The sequence below is a fragment of the Bacillus sp. FSL K6-4563 genome, assembly GCF_038630405.1.
GTDB classification, from domain to species: Bacteria; Bacillota; Bacilli; order Bacillales; family Bacillaceae; genus Bacillus; species Bacillus pumilus.
In genome coordinates this window covers 3,529,691-3,547,579 of record NZ_CP152030.1, presented here as the reverse complement: position 1 = coordinate 3,547,579, position 17,889 = coordinate 3,529,691, and the positions used below count along the sequence as shown (strand labels likewise).

Annotated in this window: 17 protein-coding genes and 2 riboswitches; of the genes, 13 read left to right on the top strand and 4 right to left on the bottom strand. The window is 41.3% G+C overall.

Features of this window, described 5'->3' with window-relative positions; all coding sequences use genetic code 11:
• The first annotated feature begins 135 nt into the window (after positions 1 to 135).
• Together MHH54_RS18095 and MHH54_RS18090 are read left to right on the top strand one after the other, a co-directional pair.
• Positions 136 to 390 carry an ORF6C domain-containing protein gene (locus MHH54_RS18095; protein ID WP_034620285.1) on the top strand — a complete coding sequence of 85 codons (255 nt, stop codon included), beginning with the start codon at positions 136 to 138 and terminating at the stop codon, positions 388 to 390.
• Positions 391 to 395: 5 nt separating this feature from the next.
• Positions 396 to 767, top strand: a complete 372-nt coding sequence (locus tag MHH54_RS18090) for a DUF1304 domain-containing protein (RefSeq protein ID WP_003215243.1) — start codon at positions 396 to 398, stop codon at positions 765 to 767.
• Positions 768 to 801: 34 nt separating this feature from the next.
• On the opposite strand, the gene MHH54_RS18085 is transcribed toward MHH54_RS18090, so the two are convergent.
• Positions 802 to 966 carry a hypothetical protein gene (locus MHH54_RS18085; protein WP_003214630.1) on the bottom strand — a complete coding sequence of 55 codons (165 nt, stop codon included), beginning with the start codon at positions 964 to 966 and terminating at the stop codon, positions 802 to 804.
• A 255-nt stretch (positions 967 to 1,221) separates the two neighbouring features.
• Between MHH54_RS18085 and MHH54_RS18080 the strand changes: the two genes are divergently transcribed.
• From MHH54_RS18080 to MHH54_RS18030, 11 genes are all read left to right on the top strand, one after another.
• Positions 1,222 to 1,878 carry a type 1 glutamine amidotransferase domain-containing protein gene (locus tag MHH54_RS18080; protein ID WP_003215149.1) on the top strand — a complete coding sequence of 219 codons (657 nt, stop codon included), beginning with the start codon at positions 1,222 to 1,224 and terminating at the stop codon, positions 1,876 to 1,878.
• A gap of 141 nt (positions 1,879 to 2,019) precedes the next feature.
• Complete coding sequence (locus MHH54_RS18075) at positions 2,020 to 3,147, top strand: hypothetical protein (RefSeq protein ID WP_106029435.1); 1,128 nt, start codon at positions 2,020 to 2,022, stop codon at positions 3,145 to 3,147.
• A 56-nt stretch (positions 3,148 to 3,203) separates the two neighbouring features.
• A riboswitch (TPP riboswitch) is annotated at positions 3,204 to 3,307 on the top strand.
• An 87-nt stretch (positions 3,308 to 3,394) separates the two neighbouring features.
• Positions 3,395 to 4,081: a thiaminase II gene (tenA, locus tag MHH54_RS18070; protein ID WP_003215030.1), complete on the top strand. Its 687-nt coding sequence runs from the start codon at positions 3,395 to 3,397 to the stop codon at positions 4,079 to 4,081.
• Positions 4,078 to 4,677 carry an ECF transporter S component gene (locus MHH54_RS18065; RefSeq protein WP_003215404.1) on the top strand — a complete coding sequence of 200 codons (600 nt, stop codon included), beginning with the start codon at positions 4,078 to 4,080 and terminating at the stop codon, positions 4,675 to 4,677. The genes tenA and MHH54_RS18065 overlap by 4 nt, the downstream gene beginning before the upstream one ends.
• Positions 4,652 to 6,250: an ABC transporter ATP-binding protein gene (locus MHH54_RS18060; protein ID WP_003214546.1), complete on the top strand. Its 1,599-nt coding sequence runs from the start codon at positions 4,652 to 4,654 to the stop codon at positions 6,248 to 6,250. Before MHH54_RS18065 ends, MHH54_RS18060 begins: the two co-directional genes overlap by 26 nt.
• Positions 6,240 to 6,974: an energy-coupling factor transporter transmembrane component T gene (locus tag MHH54_RS18055; RefSeq protein ID WP_342500509.1), complete on the top strand. Its 735-nt coding sequence runs from the start codon at positions 6,240 to 6,242 to the stop codon at positions 6,972 to 6,974. Before MHH54_RS18060 ends, MHH54_RS18055 begins: the two co-directional genes overlap by 11 nt.
• A 149-nt stretch (positions 6,975 to 7,123) precedes the next feature.
• Positions 7,124 to 7,963 carry a methyl-accepting chemotaxis protein gene (locus MHH54_RS18050; RefSeq protein ID WP_342500508.1) on the top strand — a complete coding sequence of 280 codons (840 nt, stop codon included), beginning with the start codon at positions 7,124 to 7,126 and terminating at the stop codon, positions 7,961 to 7,963.
• Positions 7,964 to 8,135: 172 nt separating this feature from the next.
• The gene (locus tag MHH54_RS18045; protein WP_003215325.1) at positions 8,136 to 8,951 is read left to right on the top strand and encodes a YwqG family protein; all 816 of its coding nucleotides are present in this window, start codon (positions 8,136 to 8,138) and stop codon (positions 8,949 to 8,951) included.
• A 224-nt stretch (positions 8,952 to 9,175) separates the two neighbouring features.
• The gene (locus MHH54_RS18040) at positions 9,176 to 10,009 is read left to right on the top strand and encodes a PRD domain-containing protein (protein WP_003214646.1); all 834 of its coding nucleotides are present in this window, start codon (positions 9,176 to 9,178) and stop codon (positions 10,007 to 10,009) included.
• Positions 10,010 to 10,336: 327 nt separating this feature from the next.
• Positions 10,337 to 12,244, top strand: a complete 1,908-nt coding sequence (locus MHH54_RS18035) for a beta-glucoside-specific PTS transporter subunit IIABC (RefSeq protein WP_342500507.1) — start codon at positions 10,337 to 10,339, stop codon at positions 12,242 to 12,244.
• On the top strand, positions 12,216 to 13,634 hold the full coding sequence (locus tag MHH54_RS18030) for a glycoside hydrolase family 1 protein (protein ID WP_003215024.1): 1,419 nt from the start codon (positions 12,216 to 12,218) through the stop codon (positions 13,632 to 13,634). The genes MHH54_RS18035 and MHH54_RS18030 overlap by 29 nt, the downstream gene beginning before the upstream one ends.
• A gap of 54 nt (positions 13,635 to 13,688) precedes the next feature.
• Here the strand turns inward: MHH54_RS18030 and MHH54_RS18025 are convergent, their stop codons facing one another.
• The 3 genes from MHH54_RS18025 to MHH54_RS18015 all read right to left on the bottom strand — a co-directional run bounded on the left by MHH54_RS18025 (position 13,689) and on the right by MHH54_RS18015 (position 17,887).
• A complete protein-coding gene (locus MHH54_RS18025) occupies positions 13,689 to 14,813 on the bottom strand; it encodes a 5-methyltetrahydropteroyltriglutamate--homocysteine S-methyltransferase (RefSeq protein ID WP_003215409.1) in 1,125 nt (374 codons plus the stop codon).
• Between the two features lie 87 nt (positions 14,814 to 14,900).
• Positions 14,901 to 15,013, bottom strand: a riboswitch (SAM riboswitch).
• A gap of 80 nt (positions 15,014 to 15,093) precedes the next feature.
• Entirely contained in the window at positions 15,094 to 16,413 is a 1,320-nt protein-coding gene (locus MHH54_RS18020) for a gluconate:H+ symporter (protein WP_003214671.1), read from the bottom strand.
• A 52-nt stretch (positions 16,414 to 16,465) separates the two neighbouring features.
• On the bottom strand, positions 16,466 to 17,887 hold the full coding sequence (locus MHH54_RS18015) for a four-carbon acid sugar kinase family protein (RefSeq protein WP_342500506.1): 1,422 nt from the start codon (positions 17,885 to 17,887) through the stop codon (positions 16,466 to 16,468).
• Positions 17,888 to 17,889: the final 2 nt, after the last annotated feature.

The following is a 17,889-nucleotide window of genomic DNA, read 5'->3' as shown; positions in this document are numbered from 1 at the left end:
GCTTTTTGGTCGAATGTCTGTTCTTTTTTATTTTGATATCCGAATGAAATCATTATATAATAGAGATTGGAAGGTTTTTCTTTCATACATGGTTCTTTTTAGCTGTTAAAACTAAGGAAAGGATGAGCGTTACCAATGAGTTGTGTCACTGCTAAGCAATTAAAGGTGATAAGAGGGACGATGCAGACTTTTTGCAGCCATTTCGAGTATGATGGTCACGGTAAGCTTCATATCAATACCATCATGGCTTTTATTAAAAAGGAGTTTGGTGTGAGAAAAATGAAAGACATTCCACAAAGCCGCTTTACTGAAGCGCTTGAATTAATACAAGACTTTGATTTATACACGGATAAAATAGAGATTCGTGATCGTCTATCAGAAAGGAATTAACTAAATTGAATATTTTAGCAATAATACTAGTAGGAATTGTCGCATTAGAACACCTTGTCATTATGTTATTAGAAATGTTTTTTATGGAATCAAAGATGGCAAAGAGATCCTTTAAGCTGCCAGAACACTTGCAAAAGGATCCAAATGTAAAAGTGATGTTTGCCAATCAAGGGCTTTATAACGGGTTTTTAGCTGCAGGACTGATTTGGGGGCTCATTCTCGGATCGAATACTGTTGGATATATGATTCAGCTATTTTTCATTCTTTGCGTGATCATCGCTGCGGTATTTGGCGGTGTGACCTCTAATAAATCAATCATCGTCAAGCAAGGAGTACCAGCGCTTCTTGCATTAATTGCGCTTATCCTGGCAATTTAACCGTAAATAAAGTCGCCCGAGTAAAGGGCGGCTTTTATCTTTTTCGAAGACCCATTAGACGAATAATAGATGTCAGACATAGTGCAACGGCAACAGCCAAAATAATTTTCCCATACATGACCCCTGTTAAGTTCATCAAAAAGACGGCCAATATGATACAGAGCGTGATGATGATCATCACAATCGAATAGGTTTTCATCTCTTTTCCACTCCTTTAAAAGTCCCCTCACATCCGTGAGGTCTATCCATCTTACCCTCATATGATATCACTCAATGACAATTTTACATGAAATTCCCTACCAATAGAATGTGACATATTGATTAGATTTGATGACATGCCATATTTTTTAGAAAATCGGGTATACCATAAAGAGTTGCAACGAAGTTCAATTGTTTGATATTTAATTGTGCAAAATGTAAAATGAAAACATGATAAATCGAAAGGATGATCAAGATGAGTAAGAAAGTGTTATTAGTATCGACAAGCAGTTCAGAAATGAACGGACATCCAACAGGCTTATGGCTAGAAGAGTTGGCAGAGCCATTTCATATTTTTAAAGAAAATGAACTAGACGTTCAAATTGTCTCTATTCAAGGTGGAACTGTCCCTATTGATAAAAATTCAATTCCAGAAGGTGTTCCAGCGCAATATGAAGATGTATATGAATTACTTCAAGACACAAAGGCGCTTACAGATGTGAACCCAGCTGATTATGATGGCATTTTCTTTGCGGGAGGACACGGCCCAATGATCGATTTTGCGTCTAATCAACTGGTAGCCGATGCAATCTTAGCTATTTCAAACAAAAATGGTGCAGTCGGAGCTGTTTGTCACGGCGTTTCAGCATTCATTGATGTGAAGGATCAAGATGGCAAATCATTTATCGAAGGTAAAAAAATCACAGGCTTCACAAACGAAGAAGAGGAAGCTGTTCAGCTGACATCAAAAGTTCCATTTTTATTGGAAACAAAACTTCGTGAGCAAGGGGCAGCGTTTGAAAAAGGAGATGCCTTTGCACCATACGCTGTAGTTGACGGACAAATCATTACTGGACAAAACCCAGGTTCTAGTGCAGAAACAGCACGCCTGTTTGTTAAAACCATTTCATAAAGTGATCAAAAAACCAGTCGTAGCAAATACGGCTGGTTTTTTGTCATAAAGATTTCCTAAAAAAGACCATAACAATGAATGAAATAATGGTAAAATATTCACAGGGTAAAAAACCCAATTGAGGAAAAAGGGGATGTTCCTGTGAGAGCATTATATGGAAAAATCACTGTAGCTTTATTATCCATTCTACTCGTCACAACAGGTTTATTTTCACCAGTATTAAAAGCAGAAGAAGCACCGAAATCAGATGGGAAATTGTCACCACTGACGGAAAAAGCCATTCAGCAAGTGCAAGACTCGTTTTTGAAACAGGATGAAGGAACCGCTATCCAAAAGAAGCAGCTAAAAAAATCTTTTAAAGTAGATAAGAAAAATGGAATCAGTATCAAACGAAAAGCCGCTAAAGATGGTAAGATGCGTACATCTTCCGTTCGCTCCATTGATGGACTAGCCATCAACCAATCGGTTGTCTTATCAGAGGATGACCCAGTCGATTTATGGTTGTTAAGTACGACTTCACCTCAGGCACTCATCAGCCGAATTACCTCTTCAAATCCCGATTATTTCGTACAATTATTTGTTGTTGATTATGAAACTGGACAAGCTTATCCGACGGACTTGATTCAGCCAGCAGGCAGTCTCCTTGGTTTGACCAATTTACCAGCAGGTGACTACGCATTCGGTATCACAAGCGGTGGAAATTTCGGAGACTCTTACACGTTACAAGTGAATGCAAAAAACCCACCCAATTTCACTGGGGCTGTTTCCCTCTCCTCAACCTTGCAATACTTTGTAGCTGAGTATGCGAATGGGGATGTTTTCGCTAATGGTACAAAAGTGTATAACAAACAATCTAAGACCGCCGATTATAAATGGGAGCGTGTATTTTATTTCTCCTATGACGGAAAATATGATCAGAGAACCCATTCTGTTGAAAGTGTGAAAGTGAAAAGTATTTCGGCACCAGTATCGTACTCTTCTCCTTATGCGAGTTCATCTGAGGCCATTCTCGTCTACTTAGATGTGGAGACGTTATTTATGTATCATGAATCATCGTTTGCTAGCGGGCAATACTACCATAGTAGCTTTGTTGATACACTTGGAAAGACAACGCCAAGGCGTTTAGATATTGATGATATGACAAATTACGGCGATCATATTTTAGCTGTTGATTTGAAAACGGGAAAACCAATTGATTTCTTCAGTGTCCTTAATTTTTACTATGCTGCAGGGATCGAAAAGCTGCCTACGATCAGAACGTTGAATTAAGAAAGGCGGTTGACAGCAAATCTCTACATGTGTAGAGTAAAGATAATTAAATGACAAAAGTCCACTAGGGGAGTCATGTATGACTGAGACAAGAGAAAATCTTGGACCCTTTGAACCTGATCTAGTTTGTACTAGCGGAGGGAAGTGGAGCTGGACCTCGTCTTATTCATGATTGAATCGATAAGAAGGCCGCTCCATTTGGGGTGGCTTTTTCATTTATTCAACTGAAGAAGAGGAGGCTTTTTTTATGACGTTTTCAGCGCAATTAAGAGAAGAAACAGAACCATTATTTGAAGCCATTTATCAGCATCCGTTTGTCAGAGGGCTGGCAGCAGGAAAGCTGGAAAAGGAACAGATCATTCATTACGTCAAACAAGATGCAGAATATTTACATGCTTTTATTAAAATTTATGCAGCGGCTCTTAGCAGATGTACAGACAAAGGAGATATTGCCTTTTTCCATCAGCAGATTGCGTTTGTACTAGATAGTGAGACACACCCTCATCAAAATCTTTGCCGAGTGGCAGGTGTATCATATGATGAGCTCCAAGGTGCCCCGCTTGCTCCGAGTGCTCATCACTATATTCATTATATGCTGCAAGTTGCCAAGGAAGGCACGCTTGGAGAAATCATCGCTGTCCTGCTTCCATGCCCTTGGACATATTGGGAAATTGGGAAACGAATGCTCACAGATGTGCAGCCTGACCCATCACATCCTTTTTATGAGTGGATCACATTTTATGGAGGGTTAACCGACTCTATTACAGTAGAGCTTTGCAAGCGGCTCGATCAGCTGGCGGAAGCAGCAAGTGAGAAGGAAAAGGAAAAAATGAAACAGCACTTTATCCTAAGCTGTCAGCTTGAGTACAAGTTTTGGGATATGGCGTTTACGGTGGAAGATTGGCCAGTTCCATTGGAGGTGCATTCATCATGACATGGAAGATGAAGGAAGTTGTCCTTGCTGTCATTTTATCCGTAGCATGTGGTGTCATCTATTTAGGGTGGTCCACACTTTACTTACCCATTACAGCACTTGTTGGCCCAGCAGGAGGCAACATCATGTTTGGCATTTGGGTGATTGCCAGTCCAATCGTCGCGTATATCATCCAAAAGCCGGGAGCTGCCCTGATTGCAGAAACAGCCGCTGCCGCAGTGGAATTACTAACAGGCAGCCACTTCGGTCTTGCAGCCCTGCTGATTGGTGTATGCCAAGGGCTTGGGGCAGAAATTGCTTTTGCTCTTTTTGGTTATAAACGATATCGCATGTGGACACTGATGCTGTCAGGTGCCTTTGCAGCTGTTGGAGCAATGACTTACAGCCTCGTTGCGAATGGCTTTGGTTATTACACGCCTCAAGTTTTACTCATCACACTGATGACTCAAATCATCAGCGGAATGATACTGGGCGGATGTTTAGCAAAAGTAGTGGTGGACGCATTATCTAAAACCGGTGTATTGAATCAATATGCCATCATGAAAGAAAAACGAAACAAAGGTGAACAGCATGGATTCATTTCTCGCGTGCAATAATCTCACTGTCCGTTTTTATGAACAGCCTCAGCCCGTGTTGCATCAAATCTCTCTTTCCATTCAAAAAGGTGAAAAGGTGCTTATTTTAGGACCAAGCGGCAGCGGTAAATCCACGCTCATCTCCGTTCTGGCTGGCATCATTCCAGAACATTTAGAAGCGGACATGCAGGGCGAAGTGATATTGCAAAGACATACAGGCGTCATGTTTCAGGACCCTGATTCCCAGTTTTGTATGCATCGCGTCAATGAAGAAATTGCCTTTAGCTTAGAGAACCGTTCTGTCCCTCGTGACGAGATGGCTGGCATCATTCAGCAGCTCATGCAAAAAGTCCAACTTGATGTCGATCCCAATACAGACATCCACACATTATCTGGCGGCATGAAGCAGCGATTGGCGCTTGCTTGTTTACTAGCGTTAGAGCCAGATGTGCTGTTCTTTGATGAACCGACCGCACAGCTTGATCCAGCAGGAAGAATGGAGATATTTCAGCTTCTACAGCAGCTTGCAGCTGATCAGCGACAAACCATGATTTTTGTAGAGCATGTGCTAGATGGGGTCATTGAATGGATGGACCGGGTGATTTTATTAGACGATCAAGGCAGCATCTTAGCAGATGGGTCTCCAAAAGATGTATTGACGACATATGAAAAAGAAATGAAAGAGGCAGGAATTTGGAGGCCGAAATTATTTCCCGAGAAATGGTCTACGATCCTTCAAGATCCATTTCATCCAATGAGTCACAAGCTTATGCAAACCTTTGAAGCAAGAAAGAAGCAGAATGAAAAAGTGCCGTCGACTAAGCGGGAGACCATCATTCGTTCAGAAGATCTTCAATTAAGCTACGGGAAAAAGAGGATTATGAGTGATCTTCAGCTTGATATCAAAGCAGGGGAATGGGTGGCGATCATTGGGGAAAATGGAAGCGGAAAAAGCACATGTCTTAAACATTTGGTTCGTTTAGAGCCAACGAAAAAAGGCCACATTTTTTTAAAAGAGACACTCCTTAAAAAGTGGTCAGACCGAGAACTATATGAAAAGGCAGGCTTTGTGTTTCAAAATCCGGAGCTTCAATTCATACAAGATACAGTGTTCGATGAAATTGCATTTGGTGGAAGGCAGCGTAATTGGCAAGAATCCGTTGTGCAAGAAAAAACAGTTCAGCTATTGAAAGAGTTCGGTTTAGAAAAGCATGCAAAAGCTCATCCTTTCACTTTAAGCCTAGGTCAAAAAAGAAGATTGAGTGTGGCTACAATGCTCCTTTTTGATCAGGATGTCCTATTGTTAGACGAGCCGACTTTCGGGCAGGATGAAAGAACAGCGAAGGAATTAATCAGGCGCTTGAAAGATCGTCAACGCCAAGGCACCACTATTTTAATGGTCACACATGATATGGACCTTGTCGATGAGTGTGCCGATCAAGTGCTTCTTTTTCATCAAGAAAAGCATGTGTATGATGGCACGCCTTATGATTTGTTTTCAAATCGGGAACTTGTCAATGCTTATCAGCTGAGAACCCCGTTGCATTATCGCTATGTGGCTGAAAGAAAGGACGTGCTGACGATTGCAAAGTAATCATTCCTTTCTTTCCACTGTGAATCCAGTCATCAAATTACTCACTCATCTACTTGCGATGTGTTGTCTCATGGCGATATCTGATCCTAAAACAACCTTCATCATCTGGCTGTTTGCACTTGGTATTGGACTTATCTTAGGCGGATGGAATTTGAAGTATCTTTTCACAAGACTTGTCCCTTATCTGCTCTTTTTTATTCTCGTGTTCTGGATGATGGCAGCCTTTGGCAAGGGGGATCATACTGTTTGGAAATGGGCATGGTTTCATATGACAGAGGAGAGTTTAAGAAATGGACTCACCATCGCTCTCAGAATGCTTGGCTTTGTGACATTCGGTCTCCTGTTTACGTCCACAACAGATTTGACAGCATTTATGATGAGTCTCATTCATCAGTGCAAAATGTCGCCAAAATGGGCATATGGGATGCTTGCTGGCTTCCGGTTTATTCCGTTATTTCAAAGTGAATTAAAGCAAATGAAGGCGGCGCATAAAATTAGAGGCTATAAGCAAAAAAACAGCTGGAAAGCCTTTATGCGTTATGCACTTCCTCTTTTTACACAGGGCGTACGAAAATCAGAACGGTTGGCCATTGCGATGGAAGCAAGAGGCTTCACGGGTGAGAGAGAGCGGACGTATTATCATGTCATCAGCACTTCGTGGATCGACTATATGTATCTTTTGCTCATCGGTATCAGTATTTTGATATGCATGTCCTTTTTTTAAAAACACCCACATTCTCTTGATAGAATGTGGGCTTTTTATATGTCTTAGGTCATTTGATTGATATTAGTGCACATTACAGGCTGTAATAGACCTTATAACGAACCGATAAAGAGGATGTACTGAGAAAAAGAGAGGATGAACGTGAGCGAATGTCACAGAGAATTGATAACATAATAGACGCTTTACCAATCATTGGACTAGCTATGAGAGAGCAACTAACCTTTTCTGTTTTAGGGAAAGAGAAGGTTCTTTATTATCAGCAACATGGAAACATTGACCTAGGGTTTAAAGCTGGGGATATCGTAGCTCCAGGGTTCGAAAACTTTTCTATGTTGAAAAATGGGAGAGAGCCATCGTTTATCCAAATTCCGAAAGAAGTATACGGAATTCCAATGGATATTGTAGCCGTTCCAATTAAAGATGAGACGGGTCAGGTAGTCGCTGCTTTCTGCGTGGCCTATGATCAGACCAATCAACAACGATTAGATGACATTATGACGGAGAGCAACGAAGCTTCCGAAAAACTAGTCGCAATGGTACAGCAAGTTGCTGCACATTCAGAGGAACTACAAGCGACAAGTGAACAAATTCTACAAAACACGAAAACCACTGTAGAAAACTCCTCTAAAATCAATCAAGTGTCCAATCTTATCAAAGGTATCTCTGATCAAACGAACTTACTTGGACTCAACGCATCAATTGAGGCTGCAAGAGTAGGTGAAGCAGGAGCAGGCTTCGGAGTGGTCGCAACGGAAGTGAGAAAGCTGTCAACTCACGCCAAACAAGCGACGACTGATATTGAAACAGCGCTAAAAGATGTACAGGGGTCGATTAAAGGAATGGAAGAAGAAATAGCACAAATTGTCGCTTCTTCTGAGCATCAAGCAGAGCTTGTAGGCACGTTCACAAAAATTATTGAAGGTCTCCATGAAACAAATGAAACGATGAAATCACTCGCAGAAGACTTAGTGAATTATCAAGTGAAATAAAAAATAGATCGACCACAACCTCCAGATCAATCGGAGGTTTTTTTCGTTTTAAGGTAAGGAACTTGTTAGGATATTGACCGATTGATCGCTGACAGGCAGTGTACACTTCTGTATGATAGAAAAAGAGATACTACCCTGGTCAGTAGACCTATTCATAAGGAGGAAGACCATCGTGACACAATCAGCGAAGCTGCAAGAAATCATAGCACCTTACCGTAAAATGTTAGATCAAACGGAACAGCCAACGATTCAACTAAAGATGAAACAAGGAAAAACAGGACCATACGACAGCAAAATTGCAGGTGATCCTTACTTCCCTAAAAACGATGAATATCCAGTTGATGGTGAAGGACACCCTATGAAGCTTTTGGCACAAATTAATTTTGGCCAGCTGCCGAAGCTGAAGGATTATCCAGAAACAGGACTTCTGCAAATTTTTATTTCTGTGCATGATGATCTTTATGGGATGAATATTGACCAAAAAACAGAGCAAAAAGATTTTCGGATCAAATTTATTGAGGAACCTTTCTTGGCAGAAGAAGAGTTGTTGACTGATTTTTCTTTTGTGAAAATTCCTGATGATTTTTATTTTCCTGTAACGAAGGAAGGCGCCATTACAGGTGAACGATCAAGTGAAACGATTAGTGTAGAAGATTTCCGCTTTGAGAAAATCACAGGTAAGCGAAGCTGGGACCTATTCGAAGATATAGAAGGTATTGATGGAGATGAAGCAGATGCCTTGTTAGATGAATTTTATGAGACAGAGAGTGGCTTTGGTCACAAATTGGGTGGATATCCAGGCTTTACACAAGAGGACCCGCGTACCTACGAAGACCAGGAACATACCGTTCTGTTATTACAAATCGACTCAGATGATGAAGTGGACATGTTGTGGGGAGATTGCGGAATCGCCAACTTTTTTATCAAACCAGAAGACCTCAAACGAAAAAATTTCGAGAATGTCGTCTATAATTGGGATTGCTCCTAATTTTGTAAAAAACACTCTTTATAGAGTGTTTTTGTGTATGTTTTTAGACTTTTTTGCCCCTATTTCGTCATTTTTGAGAGGTAATATGTCATTCTTTCTAGTTGACCGTATCAAAAAAAAATGTAAAATCATCTTAAAGTCCTCTTTTTTGAAAATAATAATAACATGACATATCAATCAACAATGAGATGCTCGAAAAAGCGGAATGTACTGGGGGGTATCAATTGATCATTTCGAAAGTAATCAATAATAATGTGGTCAGTGCGTATGATGACGAGCAGCATGAGCTGGTCATTATGGGCAGAGGGATCGCTTTTCAAAAGAAAAGTGGAGACCCGATTGACGAAGAACGTATTGAGAAAGTATTTTCCATTCAAAATAAAGATATATCAGAAAAATTCAAAACCCTGCTTTATGATATTCCAATCGAGTATATGCAAGTGTGTGAGGCGATTATTGATCATGCGAGAACAACCCTTAATAAAAATTTGAATGACAGCATCTATGTGACACTGACAGATCATATCACCTTTGCTATTGAACGTCATCAAAAAGGAATGGACATCAAAAATGCCTTGCTCTGGGAAATTAAGCGGTTGTATAAAGATGAGTTTATGTGTGGTTTAGAAGCGATTCGGATTATTCAGGACAAGCTCAACATTCATCTTCCTGAGGATGAAGCCGGTTTTATTGCGATGCACATTGTCAATGCAGAGCTCAATGAAGAAATGCCGAACGTGATTCAAATTACCAAACTCATTCAAGATATTTTAAATATCGTCAAGTATCACTTTCAAATTGATTTAGACGAGGAATCATTAAACTATTTCCGTTTTGTCACGCATTTGAAGTTTTTTGGACAGCGTCTGTTTAACGAAACACAAATGGAAAATCAAAATGAATTCCTGTATGAGGTCGTAAAAGAGAAAAACACTGCAGCTTTCCAATGTGCTGAGAAAATTAACGATTATGTTCAAAAAGAACACAACCGAAGTCTCATAGAAGATGAGATGCTATATTTAACTTTGCATATCGACAGAGTGATAAAAAGAAAATAAATTTAAAAAGAAAGCGTTGACATCATAAAATTAACATGATAATTTATAACTATAAACGAAATAACCCACAATCTTTTAGGATTGTTACTGGTCAAGCAGGCAAAACCTAAATCATTGTCCCTATCTTTGATAAGGCATGATTTAGGTTTTTTTATATCCAAAGACTTATAAAAATTAAATAACGATCAATCGCTATGAAGGATTGTTACTGGTTAAGCAGGCAAAACCTAAATATCGATTAATGTCTGAATCGCTATTTTTCGGACATTAATGGATGTTTAGGTTTTTTCTATATCAAGATGTAATTAACGATTGGAGGGTAACACAATGAACCACAAACAAACAGCAAAAGAAGTTTTAGAGCTTGTCGGCGGTGAAAAGAATGTTAAGCAAGTCACGCATTGTATGACAAGACTTCGCTTCAACTTATACGATGAAAGCAAAGCGGATAAAGAGAAGCTGCAATCAACAGATGGTGTCATGGGTGTGAATCAAAGCGGGGGTCAATATCATGTCATTATCGGCAATGATGTTTCGAATGTCTATCAAGCGATGATTGCTGACTCAGGCCTGTCAACAGATGTAAAGTCAGGCGGTACAGAAGAAGCAACAAAACAAAATGTGATATCTAAGCTTTTCGATTTTATCTCTGGTGTCTTCACACCGATTCTTCCAGCCATCGCTGGAGCCGGTATGATCAAAGGGATATTGGCACTCATGCTTACATTCCAGTGGATATCGGATAAAAGCAGCACATATGCCATTTTAACAGCTATCGGCGACGGAGCCTTTTACTTCTTACCGATTCTGCTTGCTGTAAGCGTCGCCAAAAAAATTGGCACAAATCAGTATATCGCCGCTGCCATTGCAGCCGCCGCACTGCACCCGCAGTTAACGGCTTTACTAGGCGCAGGAAATACAGAATTTCTAGGCTTGCCAGTGGTTGCCGTTGTGTACTCTTCATCGGTGATTCCAATTCTACTTACCATCTGGCTCGGCTCATATGTTGAAAAATTCGCAGAAAAATACAGCCCGAAATCATTAAAGATCATCCTTGTTCCAACGGTCACACTTCTCGTCGTTGTACCAATTATGCTTATCGCAGTAGGACCGCTTGGTGGGATTATCGGAAATGGCCTTTCAGGTGGAATTGATTTATTGTTCAAACATGCAGGTATTTTGGCTGGATTCTTGATCGGCGGCTTCATGTCACCATTGATCATTACGGGTATGCACTATGCACTACTTCCAATCATGATCAACAACATTACGTTAAACGGTTTTGACTTCATTCTTCCAATGATGTTTGTAGCGAATATGGCACAAGCAGGCGCAGCATTCGGTGTCTTCTTAAGATCAAAAAACAAAACATTCAAATCATTGGCGATGTCTACAAGTATCACTGCATTAATGGGTATTACTGAACCTGCTATGTATGGTGTGAACATGCGATTGAAAAAACCGTTCCTTGCAGCCCTTATTGGTGCAGCAGCAGGCGGCGTGTTCATGTCGATCTTTAAAGTAAAATCATATGTGATATCTGGATCAGCAGGTCTCCCGGGTCTCCCAACATTCATTGGCCCAACATTTGTCTACTCCATCATTGGATTAGTCATCGGTTTTGTTGTAGCAACCATCATGACACTTGTTCTAGGGTTCAAAGATGTACCAGTGAAAGATGATACAAAAGCAGACAAACCAGAAGAAAAGAAAGACACAGCAGCACTTCAAAATGAAGTGGTACAAAGCCCGCTTGAAGGTCAACTAAAGCCGCTAAATCAAGTAAATGATGCAACATTCTCAAATGAAATCATGGGTAAAGGTACAGCCATTGTCCCAACAGTTGGACGTGTAGTAGCACCATTCAATGGCAAGGTTGAAACCATTTTTCAAACGAAGCATGCCATTGGCTTAAAGAGTGACCAAGGCACAGAGCTTCTCATACATGTTGGAATTGATACGGTGAAGCTTGGCGGAAAGCATTTCACAAGTCATGTAGAGTCAGGTGATCTTGTTCAAGCAGGAGATGTGCTCGTTGAATTTGATATCGAGGGCATTCAGCAAGAAGGCTATGATGTCACCACACCAATTATTGTGACCAACACAAACGATTTTGCACAAGTTGATGCGAAAACAGAAGGCACGATTTCAGTACAAGAGACACTGCTCACAGTCAGTGTAGAAGAAAACGAGGAGGGCATTCAACATGAACAAGTTAGAAAAAACATTTCCTAAAGGTTTCTTATGGGGCGGCGCTGTTGCAGGCAACCAAATTGAAGGTGCTTATAATAAAGATGGAAAAGGCTTATCGACAGCTGATGTATCACCGCACGGTATTATGCATCCATTCGATGAATCAATGAAAGACTTGAACTTATATCATGATGCGATTGACTTCTACCATCGTTATAAAGAAGATATTGCACTCTTTGCAGAAATGGGATTCAAATGCTTCAGACTATCCATTTCTTGGCCACGTATTTTCCCAAATGGCGACGATGCTGAACCAAATGAAGCAGGTCTTGCTTTTTATGACAGAGTATTTGATGAACTGCATAAGTATGGAATTGAACCAGTTGTCACGATTTCTCATTATGAAATGCCGCTTGCACTTGTGAAAAACTACGGTGGTTGGAGAAACCGTAAGCTTGTCGATCTTTATGAAACATACGCGAAAACGTTGTTTACTCGCTATAAAGACAAAGTGAAATATTGGATGACCTTTAATGAAATCAACGTCGTGTTACATGCGCCTTTCACTGGTGGCGGACTTGTATTTGAAGAGGGCGAAGACGAGAAAAGCATTCAATATCAAGCAGCGCATCACCAATTTGTTGCAAGTGCTTTAGCTGTCAAAGCAGGACACGAAATCATTCCTGATGCGAAAATCGGCTGTATGATCGCAGCGATGACAACTTATCCGTACAGCTCAAGACCAGAAGATATGTTTGCAGCGATTGATCAAGATCGTAAAACATTGTTCTTCTCAGATGTACAGGCAAGAGGCTACTACCCAGGTTACATGAAACGATACTTCCGCGAAAATGGAATTCATATTGAGATCCAAGATGGTGATGAAGACATCCTAAGAAACCATACAGTGGACTATATTGGCTTCAGCTATTACATGAGCTTTGTGACAAGTACAGATCCAGAGATTCTTGGACAAGTGACTGGTGGTAACCTATTTGAAGGCGTGAAAAACCCTTATCTAGAAGCAAGTGATTGGGGCTGGCAAATTGATCCAAAAGGACTTCGTACAACACTAAACCAACTATATGACCGCTACCAAAAACCATTGTTTATCGTAGAAAATGGATTGGGAGCTGTCGATCAAGTAGAAGAAGACGGTTCCATTCAAGACGATTACCGAATTGATTACCTCAGAAGCCATTTGCTAGAGGCGAGAGAAGCCATTGCAGACGGAGTAGACTTGATGGGTTATACAAGCTGGGGCCCAATTGACCTTGTCAGCGCATCAACAGCTGAAATGAAAAAACGCTACGGCTTCATTTATGTCGACCGTGATAACGAAGGAAAAGGTACATTAGATAGAAAGAAAAAGAAAAGCTTCGATTGGTATAAACAAGTGATTGCGACAAATGGTAATCATTTAGATGCATAAAAGAAAAAAGACAAACCGTTCATACTGCGGTTTGTCTTTTTTTCGTCAAGGGGACTATGAAGTCCACACTTGATCTGCAATCTCAATCACATGACGAAGCTTTTCCCATTGCTGCTCTTCTGTTAACAAATTGCCTTCCTCCGTTGAGGCGAACCCGCATTGCGGACTCAAGCAAATCTGGTTAATGTCAACGTATTGAGCTGCTTCCTTGATTCGTTTTTTAATCTGTTCAGCAGGCTCAAGCTCACCATATTTTGAAGTGACAAGCCCTAGTACGATTTGGAGGTTTGGGTTCTTCACATAGCGAAGGGGTTCAAAACCGCCAGAACGATCGTCGTCGAATTCTAAAAAGAGACCATCCAGATCTAAGCCGTCAAAAATCGTTTCTGCCGCTGCTTCATAACCGCCTTCAGCTGCCCACGTCGATTTAAAGTTACCACGGCAAATGTGCATAGTGATCACCAAATCCTCTGGACGATCGGCAACTGCTTCATTGATTGTTTTCGCAAATGACTCACGCAGTTCATCTTCTTCTCGGCCAAAGGCTTTGATTTGTTCATGCCCTTTTTCAGAAAAGAACACGGCCCATGCTGTATCATCCAGCTGCAAGTAGCGGCAGCCTGCATCATAAAAAGCACGGATGGCCTTCTTATACGCCTGTGCCACATCATGGTGGAATGCCTCTAGGCTGTCGTATACTCCTTCTTCAAGCTTTCCACGGAAAAAGAGCATATTCGGACTTGGAATCGTCATTTTAGCCGTATGATCCCCAGCGATGCTGTGAAGGAATCGATAATCCTCCAGCATTGGATGATCTGTAAAATCAATTTTGCCCGTTACTTTGATGCCCCGTGCTTTTGTCGTCGTATTGTGGAATTGAATACCTTGATCCGCTTCAAATCCTTCGACCCCATCGAGCCCCTCAAGAAAGTCAAAATGCCACCAAGCACGTCTGAATTCGCCATCTGTGACAACCTCTAATCCAATTTCCTTTTGCTTCTCAACAATACGAGTGATTTCTTCATTTTCAATTTGTCGGAGCTGCTCTGCTGTCAGTGTGCCGTCTGCTTTTTGCTTGCGTGCTTCCTTGATACGTTCTGAACGAAGTAAACTGCCTACTTGATCTGCGCGAAATGGCGGTTTCGTTGTTTTCTTTCCAATGGTTTGTACTTGTGTCATGCTGAATCCCTTCTTTCTAAAGGTTAAAAATCAAATAAAAAAGCTCTTCCTTGGATAAGGAAGAGCATCATATACTGAGAGAACTCTGCCTTATCTTCAAACAAGCATCTGCTTGCTTAAGGAATTAGCACCATTCTGTTCCGAGGAACAGCGGTTGCCGGGTTTCACAGGGCCAGTCCCTCCACCACTCTTAATAAGGTTACCTTTGATTCAATTTTCTTAATAAACATAATTATTCAACTTTTCCGAGAGAAAGTCAATGGTTTTTACAGTTAATTTTCTACATGAACAAATCAGCGACGAGAACACCCGCTAGTCCGACAAGTGAAAGAACGGTCACCATCAATGTCCACGTTTTAAAGGTTTGGGCCATGGACAGGTTAAAGTATTCTTTGTAAATCCAGAAACCCGCATCATTCACGTGAGAGAACGTAATACTGCCGGCACCTGTTGCGATCACCATTAATTCTGGGCTCACACCTGTCAATCCAATCAAAGGAGCAGAAATGCCAGCCGCTGTGAGACCGGCGACGGTGGCTGATCCTAAAGATACACGAAGGACCGCAGCAATCAGCCATGTGAGAAGCAGTGGAGAAAGCGTGCTTCCTTGCATGATTCCTGCAATGTATTGATCAACCCCGCTATCAATGAGCACCTGTTTAAAGGCGCCGCCACCTGCAATAATTAATAAAATCATGGCAATAGAACCGATAGAATCTGTGATCGATTTCATCACATCCTGCATGCTCTTGCCTCTGCCAAGTCCAAACGTGTAGATAGCAAGGAGCACGGAGATTAACAGTGCAATCGCCGGTTCACCTAAAAACTCAGCGGTTGGCAGTAATGGGGAGGACGGGAAGAAAATTTCTAAAACTGCTCTGAATGTCATGAGCAATACAGGCAAAACAGCGGTGAAAATGCTAATGCCGAAGCTTGGCATTTCTTCTTCTGTAAATTCCTTTGGATTAAATAAGTTCTTTGGAATATGTGCGTGCAACTGATCTTTTTTAAATAGTTTCGTAAAGAGAAGTCCGCCTATTAAAACAGCAGGAATCGCTAAAATAATCCCAACTAATAAGGTTTGTCCCATGTTTGCTTGAAATACATTTGCAATGGCAGTCGGCCCTGGGTGAGGAGGGAGGAAGCCATGTGTGGTGATGAGTGCAGCGACGAGCGGCATACCCACATAAAGCACAGGTAGTCTTGCAGCTTGTGCGATCGTAAAGACTAGTGGAATTAAGATAATGAATCCGGTTTCATAAAATAGAGCAATTCCGATCACAAATCCCGTCAGCATCGTTGCCCATTGAATTTTTCCAATACCGAATCGGTCAATGAGTGTCATCGCAATACGCTGAGCTCCGCCAGAATCAGCCATCAATTTACCAAGCATCGCCCCAAAACCGAGAACAAGTGCGAGGTGCCCGAGCGTACTGCCGAGTCCTTTTTCGACGGAAGCAATCGCTTCAAGCGGAGACATTCCTTCTAAAACAGCAACAATTAAAGAAACAATAATCAAAGATATGAAAGCGTTTAACTTAAAGACAACCATGAGTAAAAGCAATAATAAAACGCCAAGTCCGATAAACACTAACGACATGATCTTTCCTCCTTTGTGGTGCATAAGGGAGCGCGAAAACGCCCCCTATGCTTTATCCTTCAAGTATGTCTACAGCTTCTTTTAACGTATCCCTTGAACCAACATTTCCCGGGAAAATCACATAAGACATGAAAGGGAATTTACTATCTTCGCCTGTTTGCCAAACGGGAATGCCTGGTCTGATCTGCCCTGCCACAGTTGCGCGTTTCACGTGAAGTCCTCTAGTTCCAATATCACTGGAGGTAATGCCACCTTTGGCAATGAGATACTTAGGGCGAATTGTGAGACGCTGGACAATGCTTGTCACAGCATCACTAATCTTTACAGAGAGCTTTAATTCTTCCTCCTGACGATCATCCCCAAGATCAAGCCGTTCTCTTCTTGTATAAACCGCCACAGATTGACCAGATGCTAATAATGCCTCAGTTTGCTGAATCACGCGGTCAATTTCTTGATGAAATAGTTCAGGCTCCAGCACGAGATGTGTATTAAACTCAATAAAAGCTACCTCTTTATTTTGTTGAAGCGCTTTTAATTGATCTGTTGTCTTCTTCACATGAGAACCAATCATAATGAGACCACCGTGCGGGCTTTGTTCTTGTATCAAGTCATGTCTTGTTAATAAGGCACGATCCCCTATACCGCCAAGAACTTTTGTAAGTGCCGCCGCACTTCTGAACATGAGTTGCTTTCCTGCTTGAATGGCCTCAATGAGAGCGGTGACAAAGACTTTGACATCGTCATAGTCCACAGCGTTTACAACCACCTTTTTAAAATCGGTCACACTCATGAGCTGTTTTTTTATTTGATCAATCCGTAAAGCCCGTAGATCATCTAACGAAATGTAGGTGGTGTTCTCTTTCGTGAACGATCCGTTTGACTTTTCTTCAATCCATTCTCCGAGATGAGATGACTGAAAGCCGAATGTGCGATCTCGTGCAAATTCTGTGTCACCAGCAGGAATTAATTCGTGTCCATCTTGGACGTAATGAATATTGTTGATCGTCAAGCGTCCACCTTCTTGGAAAAAAGGAAGAAGGATTTCTCCATTGAATTGGCGGGATCTTTGCTGTTCAATCGTGGTTTTGAGTACTTCAGTTTCCAACGGGAAGTGTCCACGAAGAGTGGAATCTCCTCGGCTGACAATAATGAAATCCTGATCAACCCGTTCCGCTATCTTCACAATTATTGAAGCGATTGTTTCATGCACAGCAGCCGTTTCCTTCTCTGTCATACTGCGAGAATTGGTCAAAATAAAGAACATTCGGCTGTCTTCAAGAAAACCGGCTTCAATGCTTTCTTCTGACCAATCGGTGAAAACAGAGACGCCATGTACGGTTTGAATCCCTGTTGGATCATCATCTAATACAATGACTTTATGATGAAAGCTGTTCAGTGCTTGTTCGTATGCTGATTGAATGATCTTTGAATCCGCTTTCGGAAGGGCATTCAGTATGTCAGTGCTTTTCTTCATGA